Below are 17229 nucleotides of genomic sequence, written 5' to 3'. Positions count from 1 at the left end.
GAGATCAGTTGTGACCGAAGCGCTTCTGCCGGCCCTTGCGGGCGATGTCGCCCGGGCTCGCCTGCGCGAGGGCGGGCCCGGCCGGGGGCTCCATCACCGTGGTGGTCTCGTTCTGCCGGGCACCACGCGCGGACTGGGGCTGCTTACGGTCCTGCTTCTTGTTCTTGGCCATGGTGATCTGCCTCCTGTGGGGGATCTAGGGGCCAGGGCCGGGACCAGATTCACATAGCCAGACAAAGAGTGCATGTCGGATAATTACCCTGTGTAGTGGCGGTTGTCGGGACGCCCGCCCCGCCGGGACGCCGTCCCGATCCGCCGAAACGCCACGCCGAAGATCGAGTTCGGCCCGTTAACCCCCGCACGGTCGGGCAGACTCGAAGAAAGCCTGAAGCAAACCTCCCGGGAAGAGGGTGAGTCGTGTGGACCGCTGCATCGTCCTGGTGGACGCCGGGTATCTGCTGGGGGCCGCCGCCAGCCTGCTCGCCGGGGAACCCTCCCGGTCCCGGATCAGCGTCGACCACGCCGCCCTCATCCAGGCGTTGCGCGCCTGCGCCGAGTCGGACACCCAGCAGCCCCTGCTGCGCATCTACTGGTTCGACGGCGCGCCCGACCGGGTCCCGCAGCCCGAGCACCGCCGGCTGCGGGTGATGCCGCGGGTCACCGTCCGGCTGGGCGCCCTGACCCGCAGCGACGGCCGCTGGGCGCAGAAGGGCGTGGACGCCGCGATGCACGCCGAACTCACCGAGCTCGCCCGCAACCGCGCCTGCTCCGACGTCGTCCTCGTCACCGGCGACGGGGATCTGCTGCCGGGCATGATGGCCGCCAAGGAGCACGGGGTCGCCGTCCATCTGTGGGCCGTGCAGGCCGCCGACGGCGACTACAACCAGTCCGAGGACCTGGTGGCCGAGGCGGACGAGCGGCGCGTGCTCGACCGGGCCTGGATCACCCAGGCCGTACGCGCCAAGGAACTGACCGGCGTGTGCGCGCCGCCGCCGGTGCCGCGTCCGGAGATCGCCGCGATCCTCTCCGCGCCCCTGCCCGACTCCGCGCTCGGCGCGACGGGCGAGCGGCGCGCCGAGGAGCCCGAGCACGCGCCCGCCGCCTCGGCCGACACCGGCGCACCGGAGCGCGTCCCGGCACCCAAGGGCGTCCCCACGCCCAAGGACCTCGCCGCCCTTCGCGCACCCGGCGTCCAGACCGCCCAGCCGGCGAGCGCCACCCTGCGCTGGTCCTCGGACAAGGGCTGGGTCGACCGTCCCGGCACCGCGGCCGAGCCGCCCGAGATCGCCTCCATGCCGACCCTCGCGCAGTTGACCACCGCCGAGCAGCGCTGGGCCGACCGCGAGGAGGACATCACGACGGTCGGAGGCGACCCGTACGAGGTCGGACAGGTCTTCGCCCGCCGCTGGATGGGGCGGCTCGGGGAGCAGGGGCATCTGCAGAAGCTGTCCGCGATGTACCCGCGCATCCCGCACCGCATCGACGGCGAGCTGCTGCGCTACGCGGCCCGCTTCGGCCTGCTCGCCCACAAGGACGACCAGATCGACGAGCACGACCGGTACGCGATCAGGGCGGGCTTCTGGCGCGAGATCGACGTGCGCACGGCGGAACACGCGCCGGCGGCCGACTGACGGACGCGGTCCCGCACGGCGTGTCGGACGTGCGGGGCGAGCTGGGGAATCGGCCGTATCCGGCGACCCGGGGACGGATCGGGGCGGCGGACCCCGTAGTCTCGTGCCTTGTGAGTACGCGCGCGGGACAGGCACTTCGGCACGGTGGTGACGTCGTGTGTGCCGTGCGCGGGCTGACCAAGACCTACCCGGCCGTCCGGGGGCGCCGCGGAGCGCCCGGCACGCCCGCGCTGCGGGCCACCGACGACGTGCGGCTCGACATCGCCCAGGGCGAGATCTTCGGGCTGCTCGGACCCAACGGGGCCGGCAAGACCACCGTCGTACGGCAGCTGACCGGGCTGATGCGGCCCGACTCCGGCAGCGTCGAGATCCTCGGGCACGACATCGTGCGCCACCCCGAGCGGGCCGCGCGCATCCTCGCCTACCTCGGCCAGGAGTCGACGGCCCTGGACGAGCTGACCGTCTCCCTCGCCGCCGAGACCACCGGCCGGCTGCGCGGCCTGGACGCCCGCACGGCCCGGGCCGAGCGCGACGACGTCCTCGACGAGCTGGGGCTCACCCCGATCGCCGGACGGCCCCTGCGCAAGCTCTCCGGCGGACAGCGCCGGCTGGCCTGCTTCGCCGCCGCGCTGGTGGGGGAGCGGCCGCTGCTCGTCCTGGACGAGCCGACCACCGGCATGGACCCGGTGGCCCGGCGCGCCGTCTGGTCGGCCGTGGACCGCCGGCGCGCCGAACGCGGCACCACGGTGCTGCTCGTCACCCACAACGTCATCGAGGCCGAGACCGTCCTCGACCGGGTCGCCGTGCTCGACCGGGGCCGGGTCATCGCCTGCGACACGCCGTCCGGGCTCAAGGAGCGCGTGGCCGGCGAGGTCCGTGTCGAGCTGCTCTGGCGGGAGCGGGCGCCGCTGGAGGTGCCCGAGGTCGCCGCGCTCCAGGACCGCGCCGTCGAGTCCGGCCGCCGCTGGACCCTGCGTCTCGCCCCCGAGGAGGCCCGCACGGTCGTCGCCACCGTCACCGGCGGGGCCGCCTTCGCCGCCCTGGACGACTTCACCCTCGCCGCGCCCAGCCTGGAGGACGTCTACCTGGCGCTGGGCGGTGCCGCACAGAAGGGCCTGGTGAAGGCGTGAGCGAGCGGAGTGCCACATCCGTACTGGAGACCGTACGGAGCAGGGCCACCGTTGTGTCGATCCCCTGTGCGAAAGGGAGCAGCGCCACGTGAGTGTCGTACCCGCCGAGGTTCTGCCGGGCGGCGCCCTGGCCGCGGACCGGACGTCCGGTCGGGCCCCGGCCGAGCTGGGGCCGCGCGCACGGCTGTGGCCGTCGCTGTGTGCCGTGTACCGGGCGCAGCTGTCCCGGGCGCGGGTCGCGCGCATCCCGCTGCTGTTCGTCGCGACCTTCCAGTCGGTCGGGATCATGATCCTGATGCGCGGTGTCGTCGACGGCGGGGCCGAGGCGCAGGCCGTGGTGGCCGGGTCGTCGGTGCTGGTCGTCGCCTTCGTCGCGCTGAACCTGCTCGCGCAGTACTTCGGGCAGCTGCGCGCCAGCGGCGGGCTCGACCACTACGCCACGCTGCCGGTGCCGCCCGCGGCCGTGGTGCTCGGCGCGGCCGGCGCGTACGCCTCCTTCACCGTGCCCGGGACCGTCGTGACGGCCGTCTTCGGCTGCCTGCTGTTCGGGCTGCCGATGACGCACCTGTGGATCCTCCTCGCCGTGATCCCGCTGGCCGGAGCCGCGCTCGCCGGGCTCGGCGCCGCCCTCGGGCTGCTCGCGCCGCGCCCCGAGCTGGCCACGCTGCTCGGGCAGCTCGGCATGTCCGCCGCCCTGCTGCTGGGCGTCCTGCCCGCCGACCGGATGCCGGAGGTGGTCCGGTTCGCCCGCGATCTGCTGCCCTCGACGTACGGCGTCGAGGCGTTCGCGCGGACCTTCGGGGAGCGGCCCGGCTGGGGGTTCGTCCTCGGTGACCTGGCCGTGTGCGCGGGCGTCGGCGTCGTCTCGCTGGCCGTCGCCACCTGGGCGTACCGCCGGGCGGCCGTCCGGTGACGCGCCGCACGGGGCGGCCTGGCACGATGGCAGGGTGACCGCTCCGCTGACTCCTCCACCGCCGCCGCGTGACCCGTCCTCCCCCGGGGGATGGCAGCAGCCCGCTGCCGGGTACACGGCCGCCGTGCCGCACGACGCCATATCCGACGCCGCCGGGGGCCCGCCGCCCGGCCCGTACGGCGCGCCGTCGTACGGGCAGGACGGCCCCGGGATGAAGGCCGAGCTGCGCGAGGGCGCCGTCGTCACGGTCGTGGTCGCGCTTCTCGGCGCGCTGCTCGGGGTGCTGTGGTGGCGGCTGGCGCCGAGCGTGCCGCTCGTCGGGGACGTCGTCGACGACGGCTGGGTCGTGTACTTCAAGGACTCCGAGGGCGAGCAGGCCATCGGGGTGGACGGCACCTTCACCCTGCTCGCGCTCGCGTTCGGCCTGGTGAGTGCCGTGGCCGTGTTCCTGTGGCGGCGGCGCGGCGGTGTGCCGCTGGTGGTGGGGCTGGCCCTGGGCGGCTTCCTCGGGTCGCTGCTGGCCTGGCGGATCGGGGTCTGGCTCGGCCCCACGGAGAACGTCATCGCCCACGCCAAGGCGGTGGGCAAGGGCGTCACCTTCTCGGCGCCCCTCAAGCTGGGCGCGAAGGGGGCCTGGCTGGCCTGGCCGCTCGCGGCCCTGATCGTGCACCTCGGCCTGACCGCGCTGTTCGGTCCCCGGGAGCCGGACCCGTACGAGAAGCAGCCCCCGGAGCCGAAGGACCCGTACGGCGCGCCGATGGCCTGAGGCCGCGGTGTGCCCAGGGGGCGCGTCTGCCCCCTGAGCGGTGGACCGTCACCTCACGCCGGGCGGCGTCCGTGGTTCGAACGGCCCTTCCTGATACGCCACTTGCGTTTGCGCGTCCTCTTCGACATGTCCTTGGTACTTAACCGAGGACGGGACTGCCGTCGAGGGCTCGTACACGCCAGGTGGAGGGCTCACGCACGTCCGACGGGAGCGAGGACCGCGCCCGTGAGCGCCGCCAGATCGGCGGGCGCGAGCTCCACCTCCAGGCCCCGGCGGCCCGCCGAGACGCAGATCGTGTCGTGGTCCGACGCCGAGGCGTCCAGGACCGTGCGCAGCCTCTTGCGCTGGCCCAGCGGCGAGATGCCGCCCCGCACATAGCCGGTGGTGCGCTCCGCGAGCGCCGGGTCCGCCATGGCGGCGCGCTTGCCGCCGACCGCCGCCGCCAGCGCCTTGAGGTCCAGCTGGCCCGCCACCGGGACCACCGCCACGGTCAGGGCGCCGTCCACGTCCGCGACCAGCGTCTTGAAGACCCGGTCCGGGGAGACGCCCATCGCCTGCGCGGCCTCCTCGCCGTACGAGGGGTGCGCGGGGTCGTGGTCGTAGGAGTGGACGGTGTAGGCGACACCGGCCGCGGTCAGCGCGACCGTGGCCGGGGTTCCGCCGGACTGCTGCTGCTTCTTCGACTTCTTCGCCATGGTGGCCGTTCCCCAGGGGTGGTGCGTCAGTTGAGGCTGGTCGGTACGCGGGTCAGGTCGGACGCCGGGAGCGAGGGCAGGGTACGGATGATCGAGGTCTCGGCGCGAAGGAGTTTCAGCTCGTCGCGCAGCCGGGACGCGGTGTCCGGGGCCTGGAGGAGCCGCTGCTTGGTCGGCGTGTCCAGCATCATCGCGGCGGCCACCAGGTAGGACACGACCGACGGCTGGTCCGGCAGGTCGGCGGTGGTGGACACGGACCGCTCACGGGCGCCGGCCAGCCGCTTCTGGTACTGCCGGAAGGCCCGCAGCACGCCTTCGGCGAGCGCTCCGGCCTCGTCGCCCGGCTCCTCGGTGAGCTCCTCCAGCTCGGCCGTCAGGAACGGACCCGACGCGTCCACGGAGACGAGCCGCACCCGGGTCGTGCCGGTCGCCAGCACCTCGAAGGTGCCGTCGGCCCGCTCCCGGATCGTCGCCGCGTCCGCGACGCACCCCACGGTGTGGAAGGCCGCCAGCGGGTCGGGGCCGAAGCCCGCGGCGGGGCCGCGCTCGGGAACGGCGGTCGGGTCCGGCATCCCGGGGGCGGCGACGGCCACCTCGTGGCCGTCCCGGATGGCGACCACGGCGAACCGGCGCGGATCCTCCTCGGGGGTCTTGAGGAGTTCGCGCATCATGGCGCGATACCGCTCCTCGAAGACGTTCAGCGGCAGGACGAGCCCCGGGAAAAGCACCGAGTTCAGCGGGAAGAGCGGAAGGCGGACGGTCACGGCGCCAAAGCCTAGTGGTCGCGCCGGCCGGCACGACGGGCGCGCCCACCTGGTGGATGCCCGGCGCGCCCCCCGGCCGGGGCCGCGCGCCGCCGCACCTGGTGCCGCACCTCCAGGAAACGGCCCAGCGGATCCTCCGCGGACCGGCTCCACGGGTAGGACGTGGCGTGCGGCCCGATCAGCCGCAACTGCTCCAGAGCGTCGTCCCAGCGGCCGAGTTCCACGAGGACGCAGGTCAGCTTGTTGCGGACGGCCGCGAGCCACAGGTCGGCCGTCGGGAACCGGGCCGAGAGCGCGACGGCCCGGTCGGCCGCGGCGTGCAGCCGCTCCGGGGGCACTCCGGGGCCGCACCCGTCGTTCAGGTAGGCGAGCGCCGCCCGGGCCGGCAGGGCCTGGACGAGGGAGTCGGCGGGGGCGTCCTGCGCGGCGCGGTCGGCGAAGTCCAGGCACTCGCGGTGCGAGCCGTGCCAGGAGGAGGCCAGATAGCGCAGGGCGGCGACATGGCAGCCGTAGTGCAGCGGGGCGCGGCGCACGGCCGCCTCCCACAGCTCGCCGAAGTAGGTGTGCCCGGCGCGGGAGCCGCGCGCGTGGTCCAGGGCCAGGCGCCAGGGCACCGGGTCGCGGTCGTCGGCCCGGGCGGCGGCGGTGATCAGCGGGCTCACCCCGCGCAGCAGCTCGGCGCGGGCCGGGGAGCGCCAGGCGTGGTCGACGGCGAGCTGGGCGCGCAGCAGCAGGACGTCCGGGTCGTCCGGGGCGGCGGCGTACCAGGTCTGCACCCACTCCGGCCGCGAGCGGGCGAAGGCGGCGAGCCGCAGGACGTACCGGTCGCGGTGGTCCCAGCGCCCGAGGGCGCGGGTGGCGGCGAGCAGGTCGGCGGCGGCGCGGTGGGACCCCTGGCCGGCCGCGACCAGCGCGGGGCCCAGGCGGTCGTCTGGCGCGTCGAGGAGCACCTCGTCGTCGGCGGGGAGTCCGGCGGCGGGGTGCTGCGCTGAGGGGCTGGTCGTCCGTGACGCCCGGCCGAACGGGAGCAGCAGAGCCATGGTGTCGACCATTGAAGGACCGCTGGTCACCGCCGCGCCAGAGGGAACGGCCAAGACGGGGAAAGTTGTACGCCCGCAGGTCAAGAACCGGTAAAGGTCAACTGTTCAACAACTGTCGGACATCCATGAAATCAGCTCACTCGTCACACCATTCCCATCGACATCGGACGTCCCGCCGGCCTCAGCTTCGGCGCAGTGTGCGCGTCGCCCCCGCCGCCACGGTCGTCGCCAGGATCCAGCCCAGCAGGATCATCGCCGCCGACACCCACTGCCACACGCCGCTGAGCTGCCAGAACCCCACCTGCCCCAGGTCGATCACCGGCAGCAGCAGATCCAGCGCGAACAGCGTCGGGTTCCAGGTCGGATGCTCACCGCCCTTGATCGGCGGATGATCGGCGTACCCGAAGGCCACCGAACCCGCCGCCCACAGGATCGCCATCCACACGGCGGCCCGGCCCGGCCGATAGCCGTAGGCGACCATCCAGTCCTGGACGTACCCCCACAGCTTCCCGGCGGGCGGCAGCGTCTCGCGCCGCCGGCGCTGCTTGGCGAGCAGCACCTCGCGCGCGTCCTCGTCCTCCCCGCCGGCCCGCAGCACGGAGGCCAGCAGCTCGTACGGCTCCGGGTTGTACTCGGCGGTCGCGGCCGCCACCCACTCCAGCCGCCGCTCCAGCGGGAACGGCCCGCGCGGCACCAGGTTCTCGTAGCCGAAGCCGCCCATGTGCAGCAGCCCCGGCCCCGGCCAGGCGTCCGCCCGGTCCATCAGGTTCACCACCCGCGCGCCCGACAGCACCACCCGGCCGCGCTCCATCCGCTCCCCGAGGAACCGCAGCTCCGGCGTCTGGATCCGGCGCATCGACAGCTCCTGCTCGTCCGTGAAGACGAACCGGGCCCGCTCCAGGTCGACCGCGTCCCCGAACCGCCCGTCGTCCAGCCGCACCCCGCCCCGGCACTCGAACCGCTGCACCCGGGTCCCGCGCGCCGGGGTGCGCCCGCTCAGCAGCGGACTGCCGACCCCCGCCGGGGTCAGGTACAGGGTCCGCCCGACGGTCAGCTGCGGCGCGTTCAGCGCGAGCCGGGTGTACGGGTTGACCAGCCGCGCCCCCCGCAGGCTCAGCGACACGCCGATGCTCGCGCCGCGCAGACTCAGCTCGCCGTGCGACTCCAGCATCTCGGCCTGGAGGTCCTGGCCGACGCTCATACCGTCCCCGGCGATCGAGCGGCCGCTGCGGTCCCGGTAGACCACCGCCTGGCTGAGCAGCAGATCCGTGCCGATGTGGGCGTCCGTGATCCGCACGCCGTTGTGGAAACGGCAGCGCGGCAGATGCAGATCGCCCTCCGTGTGCACCCGCGCCGCCTCCAGCCGCGGCACCGAGCAGTCCACCAGCCGCAGCGTGGTGAACCGGGCCTCCGGCAGCAGGACCTCCCGCTCGAAGCGGCAGCCGCGCATCTCGACGTACGGCTCGATGGTGCCGCCCGCCAGGTCCAGCGCGCCGCTGACCTGCACGCCCACCAGCTTCAGCGAGGACACCCGGCCCGCCAGCGGGGGCGGCCCGTCCAGCAGCAGCCAGCAGACGATCCGGGCCCGCACGGTCCGCTCCTCGCCCCAGGGATGACCGCCGTGCGGATCGTCGACCACGGTGTCGCCGCTGCTCAGGTCGTACACGCTGCCGTTGCGGAACGCCTGCCACATCCCGGCCTCGGCGGCGGTCAGATCGTCCGGCAGGTCCCCGTCCCGGATGCCGGCCCCCTCGGTCACGTCCTTCTCATCCTCCCCGGCTACTCGCGAGTCAGTGGCCCGTACCACCGTGATGCCCGCTGGGTGACGCCCCGAACGCAAGACGTGAAGAGGATCTTCCGGGTTCCCGGGACGGTCTGTATCAGCCATTGATACGCGTCCCCGGCGTCCGACGCGGGTCTGAGAGAATTGGGTACGTGATCTCCCGAATCGATCTGCGCGGCGACGCCCTCCCCGAGGGCCCCGCCCTGCGCGACCTGCTGCCCCGAGCCGACTTCGACGTCTCGGCCGCCCTCGAGAAGGTGCGTCCGATCTGTGAGGCCGTGCATCATCGGGGCGACGCGGCGCTGATCGACTTCGCCGAGAAGTTCGACGGAGTCCGGCTCGACCAGGTGCGCGTCCCCGCCGAGGCCCTGGAGAAGGCCCTCGCGGAGCTCGACCCGGCCGTGCGCGCGGCCCTGGAGGAGTCCATCCGCCGCGCCCGGCTCGTCCACCGCGAGCAGCGACGCACCGCGCACACCACCCAGGTCGTCCCCGGCGGCTCGGTCACCGAGAAGTGGGTACCGGTCGACCGCGTCGGCCTGTACGCGCCCGGTGGCCGCTCGGTCTACCCGTCGTCCGTGGTCATGAACGTCGTGCCCGCCCAGGAGGCGGGGGTGCCGTCGATCGCGCTGGCCTCACCGGCCCAGGCGGAGTTCGGCGGGCTGCCGCACCCGACGATCCTCGCCGCCTGCGCGCTGCTCGGCGTCGACGAGGTGTACGCCGCCGGCGGCGCCACCGCCGTCGCGATGTTCGCGTACGGCACCGAGTCCTGCCCGCCGGCCACCATGGTCACCGGCCCCGGCAACATCTGGGTCGCCGCGGCCAAGCGCTACTTCACCGGGAAGATCGGCATCGACGCCGAGGCCGGCCCCACCGAGATCGCGGTCCTCGCGGACTCCACGGCCGACCCGGTGCACGTCGCCTCCGACCTGATCAGCCAGGCCGAGCACGACCCGCTGGCCGCCGCCGTCCTCGTCACCGACTCCGTGGAGCTCGCGGACGCCGTGGCCGAGGAGCTGGAGCCGCAGGTCGCCGCCACCAAGCACATCGACGACCGGATCGTGCCCGCCCTCAAGGGCAAGCAGTCCGCGATCGTCCTCGTCGACGGGATCGACGAGGGCCTGCGGGTCGTCGACGCGTACGGCGCCGAGCACCTGGAGATCCAGACGGCCGACGCCGCCGCCGTGGCCGACCGGGTCCGCAACGCGGGCGCGATCTTCATCGGCCCCTGGGCGCCCGTCTCCCTCGGCGACTACGCGGCCGGGTCCAACCACGTCCTGCCCACCGGCGGCTGCGCCTGCCACTCCTCCGGCCTGTCCGTCCAGTCCTTCCTGCGCGGCATCCACATCGTGGACTACACGCGCGACGCGCTCGCCGAGGTCGCGCATCACGTGGTGACGCTCGCGGAGGCGGAGGATCTGCCGGCCCACGGCGCGGCGATCAAGGCACGGTTCGGCTGGAAGGTACCCGAGAGCAAGTGACTGGCATCGACGATCTCCCCGTACGGGACGAGCTGCGCGGCAAGTCCCCCTACGGGGCGCCCCAGCTGGACGTCCCCGTACGGCTCAACACCAACGAGAACCCCTACCCGCTGCCCGAGCCCCTGGTCGAGCGGATCGCCGAGCGCGTCCGCGAGGCCGCCCGCGACCTCAACCGCTACCCCGACCGGGACGCGGTCGAGCTGCGCACCCGGCTGGCCCGGTATCTGACGGACACCTCCGGCCACCCGGTGGGCCTCGCCGACGTGTGGGCGGCCAACGGCTCCAACGAGGTCATCCAGCAGCTGCTGCAGACCTTCGGCGGCCCCGGCCGTACCGCGATCGGCTTCGAGCCGTCGTACTCGATGCACGCGCTCATCGCGCGCGGCACCGGCACCGGCTGGATCTCCGGCCCCCGCGACGACGACTTCACCATCGACCTCGACGCCGCCCGGCGGGCGATCGCCGAGCACCGGCCCGACGTCGTCTTCATCACCACCCCCAACAACCCCACCGGCAACGCGGTCCCGCGCGAGACCGTCCTCGCCCTGTACGAGGCCGCACAGGCGGCCAAGCCGTCGATGGTGATCGTCGACGAGGCGTACGTCGAGTTCAGCCACGGCGACTCGCTGCTGCCGCTGCTCGAAGGACGGCCGCATCTCGTCGTCTCCCGGACGATGTCGAAGGCCTTCGGCGCGGCCGGTCTGCGCCTCGGCTACCTCGCCGCCGACCCCGCCGTGGTCGACGCCGTCCAGCTCGTCCGGCTGCCGTACCACCTGTCGGCCGTCACCCAGGCGACCGCGCTGGCCGCGCTGGAGCACACCGGCACACTGCTGAAGTACGTCGAGAAGCTGAAGGCCGAACGCGACCGGCTGGTCGCCGAACTGCTCGCCATCGGCTACGAGGTGACCGCCTCGGACGCCAACTTCGTGCAGTTCGGGCGGTTCGACGACGCCCACGAGGTCTGGCAGAAGATCCTCGACCGGGGCGTCCTGGTCCGGGACAACGGCGTACCCGGCTGGCTGCGGGTCACCGCCGGCACCCCCGAAGAGAACGACGCGTTCCTCGACGCGGTCCGTGAAGTGAAGAAGGAGCAGAGCGCATGAACCGCGTAGGACGCATAGAGCGGGTGACGAAGGAGACCTCGGTCCTCGTCGAGATCGACCTCGACGGGTCCGGCAAGGTCGACGTGGCGACCGGCGTCGGCTTCTACGACCACATGCTCGACCAGCTCGGCCGCCACGGCCTGTTCGACCTCACCGTCAAGACCGAGGGCGACCTGCACATCGACTCCCACCACACCATCGAGGACACCGCCCTCGCGCTGGGCGCCGCCTTCAAGCAGGCCCTCGGCGACAAGGTGGGCATCTACCGCTTCGGCAACTGCACGGTCCCGCTGGACGAGTCCCTCGCCCAGGTCACCGTCGACCTGTCCGGCCGCCCCTACCTCGTGCACACCGAGCCCGAGAACATGGCGCCGATGATCGGCGAGTACGACACCACGATGACCCGCCACATCCTGGAGTCCTTCGTCGCCCAGGCGCAGATCGCGCTGCACGTGCACGTGCCGTACGGACGCAACGCCCACCACATCGTGGAGTGCCAGTTCAAGGCGCTGGCCCGGGCCCTGCGCTACGCCTCCGAGCGCGACCCGCGCGCGGCCGGCATCCTGCCGTCGACGAAGGGCGCGCTGTAACCCCATGAACGGGCTGTCCACCATCCTGATCGTCGTCGGCCTCTTCCTGGTCGGCGGCATCATCTCGTTCGCCAAGCAGCAGATGCCCAAGAGCCTCATCGTGCTGCTCTCCGTCAGCGCCGCGCTGTGCCTCGTCGCCGGCGTCCTGAGGCTGGAGGTGTGAAATTGACCGCCAAGAACGTCGTGGTCTTCGACTACGGCTTCGGCAACGTGCGCTCCGCCGAGCGGGCCCTCGCCCGCGCCGGGGCGAACGTCGAGATCACCCGTGACTTCGACAAGGCCATGAACGCCGACGGACTGCTCGTGCCCGGCGTCGGCGCCTTCGCCGCCTGTATGCAGGGGCTCACCGACGCCCGCGGCGACTGGATCATCGACCGGCGGCTGTCCGGCGGACGTCCCGTCATGGGCATCTGCGTCGGTATGCAGATCCTGTTCGCGCGCGGCATCGAGCACGGCGTCGAGGCCGAGGGCCTCGGCGAGTGGCCGGGCTCCGTCGAGCCGCTGCAGGCCGACATCGTGCCCCACATGGGCTGGAACACCGTCGAGCCGGCCCCCGGCAGCGAGCTCTTCGCCGGCCTGGACGCCGACGCCCGGTTCTACTTCGTGCACTCCTACGCCGTGCACCATTGGAGCCTGCAGACCGAGAACCCGCTGATGACCGCCCCCAAGGTCACCTGGTCGACGCACGGTGAGCCCTTCGTGGCCGCCGTGGAGAACGGCGCCCTGTGGGCCACCCAGTTCCACCCCGAGAAGTCCGGCGACGCCGGAGCCCAGCTGCTCACCAACTGGATCGGAAGCCTGTAGAGACATGGCCAAGCTCGAACTCCTCCCCGCCGTCGACGTCCGTGACGGCCAGGCCGTCCGCCTCGTGCACGGCGAGTCCGGCACCGAGACCTCCTACGGCTCCCCGCTGGAGGCCGCCCTCGCCTGGCAGCGCTCCGGCGCCGAGTGGCTGCACCTGGTCGACCTGGACGCCGCCTTCGGCACCGGCGACAACCGCGAGCTGATCGCCGAGGTCGCGAAGGCCATGGACATCAAGGTGGAGCTGTCCGGCGGCATCCGTGACGACGACACCCTCGCCGCCGCGCTCGCCACCGGCTGCACCCGCGTCAACCTCGGCACGGCCGCCCTGGAGAGCCCCGAGTGGGTCGCCAAGGTCATCGCCGAGCACGGCGACAAGATCGCCGTCGGCCTCGACGTCCGCGGCACCACCCTGCGCGGCCGCGGCTGGACCCGCGACGGCGGCGACCTCTACGAGACGCTGGAGCGCCTCGACAAGGAGGGCTGCGCCCGCTACGTCGTCACCGACATCGCCAAGGACGGCACCCTCCAGGGCCCCAACCTGGAGCTGCTGAAGAACGTCTGCGCGGCCACCGACCGCCCGGTCGTCGCCTCCGGCGGCGTGTCCTCCCTGGACGACCTGCGGGCCATCGCCGAACTCGTCCCGCTCGGCGTCGAGGGCTCCATCGTCGGCAAGGCCCTGTACGCGAAGGCGTTCACCCTGGAAGAGGCCCTGGAGGCCGTGTCGTCATGACGTCCGAGCCCGTGCGGCGCGTGCAGAGCGGCAGCCCCTGGGAGGAGCCCTTCGGGTTCGCACGCGCCGTCGCGGCCGGCGACCGCGTCCTCGTGGGCGGCACCACCGCCTTCCGGGGACCGACCCTGTACGGGGAGGGCGACCCGTACGAACAGGCCAAGGTGGCCTTCACCGGCGCGCTGGAGGCGGTCGCCGCCTTCGGCCTCGGCCCCGAGTCGGTCGTCCGCACCCGGATGTACCTGAGCCACACGCGGGACATCGACGAGGTGGGCCGCGCCCACAAGGAGATCTTCGACGCGGTGCGCCCCGTCTCGACCCTGCTGGTCGTGGAGGGTTTCGTCGACCCGCGCATCCTGGTCGAAGTAGAGCTAGAGGCATACAGAGGAGCCGTGGATCAATGACCCTGGCGGTCCGAGTCATCCCCTGCCTGGACGTGGACAACGGCCGGGTCGTCAAGGGAGTCAACTTCCAGAACCTGCGCGACGCGGGCGACCCCGTCGAGATGGCCAAGGTGTACGACGCCGAGGGCGCCGACGAGCTGACGTTCCTGGACATCACCGCGTCCTCCGGCAACCGGGAGACCACCTACGACGTCGTGCGCCGCACCGCCGAGCAGGTGTTCATCCCGCTGACCGTCGGCGGGGGCGTGCGCACCGCCGAGGACGTCGACAAGCTGCTGCGCGCCGGCGCCGACAAGGTCGGCGTCAACACGGCCGCCATCGCCCGCCCGGACCTCATCCGGGAGATCGCCGAGCGGTTCGGCCGGCAGGTGCTCGTCCTCTCCGTCGACGCGCGCCGCACCCCCGAGGGCACCTTCGAGGTCACCACCCACGGCGGCCGCAAGGGCACCGGCATCGACGCCGTCGAGTGGGCGCACCAGGCCGCCGAGCTGGGTGCCGGCGAGATACTGCTGAACTCGATGGACGCCGACGGCACCAAGGACGGCTACGACCTGGAGATGATCCGCGCCGTGCGCAAGCACGTCACGATCCCCGTGATCGCCTCCGGCGGCGCCGGCAAGCTCGCCGACTTCACCCCGGCCGTCGAGGCGGGCGCCGACGCGGTGCTCGCGGCGTCGGTCTTCCACTTCGGCGACCTCAGGATCGGCCAGGTCAAGGACGCGCTGCGGGAGGCCGGACACCCGGTCCGCTGACCGGCGCCCTCAGGCGTCAGATCCCGAGCTGCTTCGTCTCGTGCAGCTTGGCGATCGCGTCCTTGTCGCCGTCCAGCTCGACCTTCGCCGCGCTCTGCCGGCCGTAGGAGAACAGCAGCAGCTCCGAGGGCTCGCCGGTCACCGTCACGACCGGCGTGCCCCGGTGGGCGACGACCGTCTGGCCGTCGGGGCGGCGCAGCACCAGGCCCGTGGGCGCGCCGCGGCCCATCAGACGGGCGGCCCGCTCCAGCCGGGACCACAGTGCGTCCTGGAACACCCGGTCCAGCTCACGCGGCGTCCAGTCGGGCTGCGCCCGGCGCACGTCCTCCGTGTGGACGTAGAACTCGATGGTGTTCGACGCCTCGTCGATCTGCTTGAGCTGGAAGGGCGAGAAACGCGGCGGGCCGGTACGGATGAGCTGGATCAGCTCCTCGTACGGCTTGGCCGCGAACTCCTCCATCGCCTTGTCCAGGCGCGGCCCGAGTTGCTTGATCAGCATGGCGGCGGCCGCGTCGGGCCGGCGCTCGCGCACCACCACGTGCGCCGCGAGATCACGGGTGCGCCAGCCCTCGCAGAGCGTCGGGGCCTCGGGGCCCTCGGCCTCCAAGAGGTCGGCGAGGAGGAGTCGTTCACGCTGTGCGAAGGTCGACATGGTGTCAGCCTACGACCGCGTACCGGGTCCGCCCAGTGGACGCCCGCCCGGAGCAGCCCGCCGCGCGCGGCACAATGGCAGGCATGACCACCAGCACGCCCCGCCCGTCCAGTGGGCTGGACCCCGAGATCGCCGCACGCCTCAAGCGCAGCGCGGACGGGCTCCTGCCGGCCATCGCCCAGCAGTACGACACCCGTGAGGTGCTGATGCTCGGCTGGATGGACGACGAGGCGCTGCATCGCACGCTCACCACCGGCCGCTGCACCTACTGGTCGCGCAGCCGGCAGGAGTACTGGGTCAAGGGCGACACCTCCGGCCACGTCCAGTGGGTGAAGTCGGTCGCCCTGGACTGCGACGCCGACACGCTCCTCGTCCAGGTCGACCAGGTCGGCGCCGCCTGCCACACCGGCGCCCGGACCTGCTTCGACGCGGACGTCCTCCTCGGCGACGCCGCCACCGCGGATCAGTAGGGTCGGCGGCCATGGACCTCGAGACCTTCCGCAAGCTGGCCACCGACCGGCGCGTCATCCCGGTCACCCGCAAGCTCCTCGCCGACGGCGACACCCCGGTCGCCCTCTACCGCAAGCTGGCCGCCGAGCGCCCCGGCACCTTCCTGCTGGAGTCCGCGGAGAACGGCCGCTCCTGGTCCCGGTACTCCTTCGTGGGCGTGCGCTCCGCCGCGACGCTCACCGAGCGCGACGGCCGGACCCACTGGCTCGGCACCCCGCCGGTCGGCGTCCCCGCCGACGGCGACCCGCTCGCCGCGCTGCGCGCCACCATCGAGGCCCTGCACACCCCGCACCAGGACGGCCTGCCGCCCTTCACCGGCGGCATGGTCGGCTACCTCGGCTACGACATCGTGCGCCGCCTGGAGAAGATCGGCCCCGGCGAGCGCGACGACCTGGGGCTGCCCGAGCTGACCATGCTCCTCACCAGCGACCTCGCCGTCATGGACCACTGGGAGGGTTCGGTCCTGCTGATCGCCAACGCGATCAACCACAACGACCTCGACTCCGGCGTCGACGAGGCCTACGCCGACGCCGTCGCCCGCCTCGACGCCATGCAGGCCGACCTCACCCGCCCGGTCGCCCAGCCGCCCGCCGTCCTGCCGCCCTCCGAGCTGCCCGAGTACACCGCGCTGTGGGGCGGCGAGGACTTCCAGGCCGCCGTCGAGGACATCAAGGAGCGCATCCGGGCCGGCGAGGCCTTCCAGGTCGTCCCCTCGCAGCGCTTCGAGACGCCGTGCACCGCGAGCGCGCTGGACGTCTACCGGGTGCTCCGGGCGACCAACCCGTCGCCGTACATGTACCTGTTCCGGTTCGACGGGTTCGACGTCGTCGGCTCCTCGCCGGAGGCGCTCGTCAAGGTCGAGGACGGGCGGGCCATGGTCCACCCGATCGCCGGCACCCGCTGGCGGGGGGCCACCCCGCAGGAGGACCAGGCGCTCGCCGACGACCTGCTCGCCGACCCCAAGGAGCGCGCCGAGCACCTGATGCTCGTCGACCTCGGGCGCAACGACCTCGGACGGGTCTGCGAGCCCGGCTCCGTCGAGGTCGTCGACTTCATGTCGATCGAGCGCTACTCCCACGTCATGCACATCGTCTCGACGGTCACCGGAAAGGTCGCCGAGGGCCGCACCGCCTTCGACGTCCTCACCGCCTGCTTCCCGGCCGGCACCCTCTCCGGCGCGCCCAAGCCCCGCGCGATGCAGATCATCGACGAACTCGAACCGTCGCGGCGTGGCCTGTACGGCGGCTGCGTCGGCTACCTCGACTTCGCCGGCGACTCCGACACCGCCATCGCCATCCGTACGGCCCTGCTGCGCGACGGCACGGCCTATGTGCAGGCGGGCGCCGGCATCGTCGCCGACTCCGACCCGGTCGCCGAGGACACCGAGTGCCGCAACAAGGCGGCAGCCGTCCTGCGCGCCGTCCACACCGCGAACCGGCTGGCCTAGGCCGTGTCCGCAAAGTCCCGCCTGCCGTTCGACGCCCGGC

The 17229-nt window shown here is 73.0% G+C and carries 21 protein-coding genes; 14 read left to right on the top strand and 7 right to left on the bottom strand.

Annotated elements, in window-relative coordinates:
• Positions 1 to 4 precede the first annotated feature (4 nt).
• The gene (locus DC008_RS35395) at positions 5 to 172 is read right to left on the bottom strand and encodes a hypothetical protein (protein WP_164492275.1); all 168 of its coding nucleotides are present in this window, start codon (positions 170 to 172) and stop codon (positions 5 to 7) included.
• A 247-nt stretch (positions 173 to 419) separates the two neighbouring features.
• Between DC008_RS35395 and DC008_RS08675 the strand changes: the two genes are divergently transcribed.
• The 4 genes from DC008_RS08675 to DC008_RS08660 all read left to right on the top strand — a co-directional run bounded on the left by DC008_RS08675 (position 420) and on the right by DC008_RS08660 (position 4440).
• Positions 420 to 1631 (top strand): NYN domain-containing protein, encoded by a 1212-nt coding sequence (locus tag DC008_RS08675; RefSeq protein WP_108706458.1) that lies wholly within the window; start codon positions 420 to 422, stop codon positions 1629 to 1631.
• A 155-nt stretch (positions 1632 to 1786) separates the two neighbouring features.
• Positions 1787 to 2761: an ABC transporter ATP-binding protein gene (locus DC008_RS08670; RefSeq protein WP_108706457.1), complete on the top strand. Its 975-nt coding sequence runs from the start codon at positions 1787 to 1789 to the stop codon at positions 2759 to 2761.
• Positions 2762 to 2849: 88 nt separating this feature from the next.
• Positions 2850 to 3674 carry an ABC transporter permease gene (locus DC008_RS08665; protein WP_108706456.1) on the top strand — a complete coding sequence of 275 codons (825 nt, stop codon included), beginning with the start codon at positions 2850 to 2852 and terminating at the stop codon, positions 3672 to 3674.
• Between the two features lie 34 nt (positions 3675 to 3708).
• On the top strand, positions 3709 to 4440 hold the full coding sequence (locus tag DC008_RS08660) for a DUF2567 domain-containing protein (protein WP_108706455.1): 732 nt from the start codon (positions 3709 to 3711) through the stop codon (positions 4438 to 4440).
• 53 nt (positions 4441 to 4493) lie between these two features.
• On the opposite strand, the gene DC008_RS36555 is transcribed toward DC008_RS08660, so the two are convergent.
• The 5 genes from DC008_RS36555 to DC008_RS08640 all read right to left on the bottom strand — a co-directional run bounded on the left by DC008_RS36555 (position 4494) and on the right by DC008_RS08640 (position 8698).
• Positions 4494 to 4568 carry a hypothetical protein gene (locus DC008_RS36555; RefSeq protein WP_474777616.1) on the bottom strand — a complete coding sequence of 25 codons (75 nt, stop codon included), beginning with the start codon at positions 4566 to 4568 and terminating at the stop codon, positions 4494 to 4496.
• A 63-nt stretch (positions 4569 to 4631) separates the two neighbouring features.
• Positions 4632 to 5135, bottom strand: a complete 504-nt coding sequence (gene ybaK, locus DC008_RS08655) for a Cys-tRNA(Pro) deacylase (protein WP_108706454.1) — start codon at positions 5133 to 5135, stop codon at positions 4632 to 4634.
• 26 nt (positions 5136 to 5161) lie between these two features.
• Positions 5162 to 5899: an LON peptidase substrate-binding domain-containing protein gene (locus DC008_RS08650; RefSeq protein WP_108706453.1), complete on the bottom strand. Its 738-nt coding sequence runs from the start codon at positions 5897 to 5899 to the stop codon at positions 5162 to 5164.
• 11 nt (positions 5900 to 5910) lie between these two features.
• Positions 5911 to 6951 carry a hypothetical protein gene (locus tag DC008_RS08645; protein ID WP_108706452.1) on the bottom strand — a complete coding sequence of 347 codons (1041 nt, stop codon included), beginning with the start codon at positions 6949 to 6951 and terminating at the stop codon, positions 5911 to 5913.
• 169 nt (positions 6952 to 7120) lie between these two features.
• Positions 7121 to 8698, bottom strand: coding sequence for an oxidoreductase (locus DC008_RS08640; RefSeq protein ID WP_108706451.1), 1578 nt, complete (start codon positions 8696 to 8698; stop codon positions 7121 to 7123).
• Positions 8699 to 8874: 176 nt separating this feature from the next.
• Here DC008_RS08640 and hisD point away from each other — a divergent pair, with 176 nt between their 5' ends.
• Genes hisD through hisF form a run of 8 tightly spaced genes read left to right on the top strand, consistent with a single transcriptional unit; the run spans position 8875 to position 14580 of the window.
• The gene (gene hisD, locus DC008_RS08635) at positions 8875 to 10200 is read left to right on the top strand and encodes a histidinol dehydrogenase (protein WP_108706450.1); all 1326 of its coding nucleotides are present in this window, start codon (positions 8875 to 8877) and stop codon (positions 10198 to 10200) included.
• A complete protein-coding gene (locus tag DC008_RS08630) occupies positions 10197 to 11303 on the top strand; it encodes a histidinol-phosphate transaminase (RefSeq protein WP_108706449.1) in 1107 nt (368 codons plus the stop codon). The genes hisD and DC008_RS08630 overlap by 4 nt, the downstream gene beginning before the upstream one ends.
• Entirely contained in the window at positions 11300 to 11893 is a 594-nt protein-coding gene (gene hisB / locus DC008_RS08625; protein WP_031483403.1) for an imidazoleglycerol-phosphate dehydratase HisB, read from the top strand. The genes DC008_RS08630 and hisB overlap by 4 nt, the downstream gene beginning before the upstream one ends.
• 4 nt (positions 11894 to 11897) lie before the next feature.
• Positions 11898 to 12056, top strand: a complete 159-nt coding sequence (locus tag DC008_RS35390) for a hypothetical protein (RefSeq protein ID WP_164492274.1) — start codon at positions 11898 to 11900, stop codon at positions 12054 to 12056.
• The gene (gene hisH / locus DC008_RS08620; protein WP_208645828.1) at positions 12053 to 12697 is read left to right on the top strand and encodes an imidazole glycerol phosphate synthase subunit HisH; all 645 of its coding nucleotides are present in this window, start codon (positions 12053 to 12055) and stop codon (positions 12695 to 12697) included. The genes DC008_RS35390 and hisH overlap by 4 nt, the downstream gene beginning before the upstream one ends.
• Positions 12698 to 12701: 4 nt before the next feature.
• A complete protein-coding gene (priA, locus tag DC008_RS08615) occupies positions 12702 to 13427 on the top strand; it encodes a bifunctional 1-(5-phosphoribosyl)-5-((5-phosphoribosylamino)methylideneamino)imidazole-4-carboxamide isomerase/phosphoribosylanthranilate isomerase PriA (RefSeq protein ID WP_055621584.1) in 726 nt (241 codons plus the stop codon).
• Positions 13424 to 13828, top strand: coding sequence for a RidA family protein (locus tag DC008_RS08610; protein WP_108706447.1), 405 nt, complete (start codon positions 13424 to 13426; stop codon positions 13826 to 13828). The genes priA and DC008_RS08610 overlap by 4 nt, the downstream gene beginning before the upstream one ends.
• Positions 13825 to 14580: an imidazole glycerol phosphate synthase subunit HisF gene (gene hisF, locus DC008_RS08605; RefSeq protein WP_055621582.1), complete on the top strand. Its 756-nt coding sequence runs from the start codon at positions 13825 to 13827 to the stop codon at positions 14578 to 14580. The genes DC008_RS08610 and hisF overlap by 4 nt, the downstream gene beginning before the upstream one ends.
• Positions 14581 to 14596: 16 nt before the next feature.
• Here hisF and DC008_RS08600 read toward each other — a convergent pair whose 3' ends face one another.
• The gene (locus tag DC008_RS08600) at positions 14597 to 15232 is read right to left on the bottom strand and encodes a TIGR03085 family metal-binding protein (protein ID WP_108706446.1); all 636 of its coding nucleotides are present in this window, start codon (positions 15230 to 15232) and stop codon (positions 14597 to 14599) included.
• A gap of 74 nt (positions 15233 to 15306) precedes the next feature.
• On the opposite strand from DC008_RS08600, the gene hisI reads away from it, so the two are divergent.
• Both hisI and DC008_RS08590 read left to right on the top strand, forming a co-directional pair.
• The gene (gene hisI, locus DC008_RS08595) at positions 15307 to 15702 is read left to right on the top strand and encodes a phosphoribosyl-AMP cyclohydrolase (protein ID WP_208645827.1); all 396 of its coding nucleotides are present in this window, start codon (positions 15307 to 15309) and stop codon (positions 15700 to 15702) included.
• 11 nt (positions 15703 to 15713) lie between these two features.
• A complete protein-coding gene (locus tag DC008_RS08590; protein WP_108706444.1) occupies positions 15714 to 17189 on the top strand; it encodes an anthranilate synthase component I in 1476 nt (491 codons plus the stop codon).
• Positions 17190 to 17229: the final 40 nt, after the last annotated feature.

Origin of the sequence: Streptomyces nigra, assembly GCF_003074055.1 — a bacterium.
GTDB lineage: Bacteria > Actinomycetota > Actinomycetes > Streptomycetales > Streptomycetaceae > Streptomyces > Streptomyces nigra.
The sequence above is the reverse complement of the archived record's forward strand: the minus strand, read 5'-3'. Positions and strand labels throughout refer to the sequence as shown.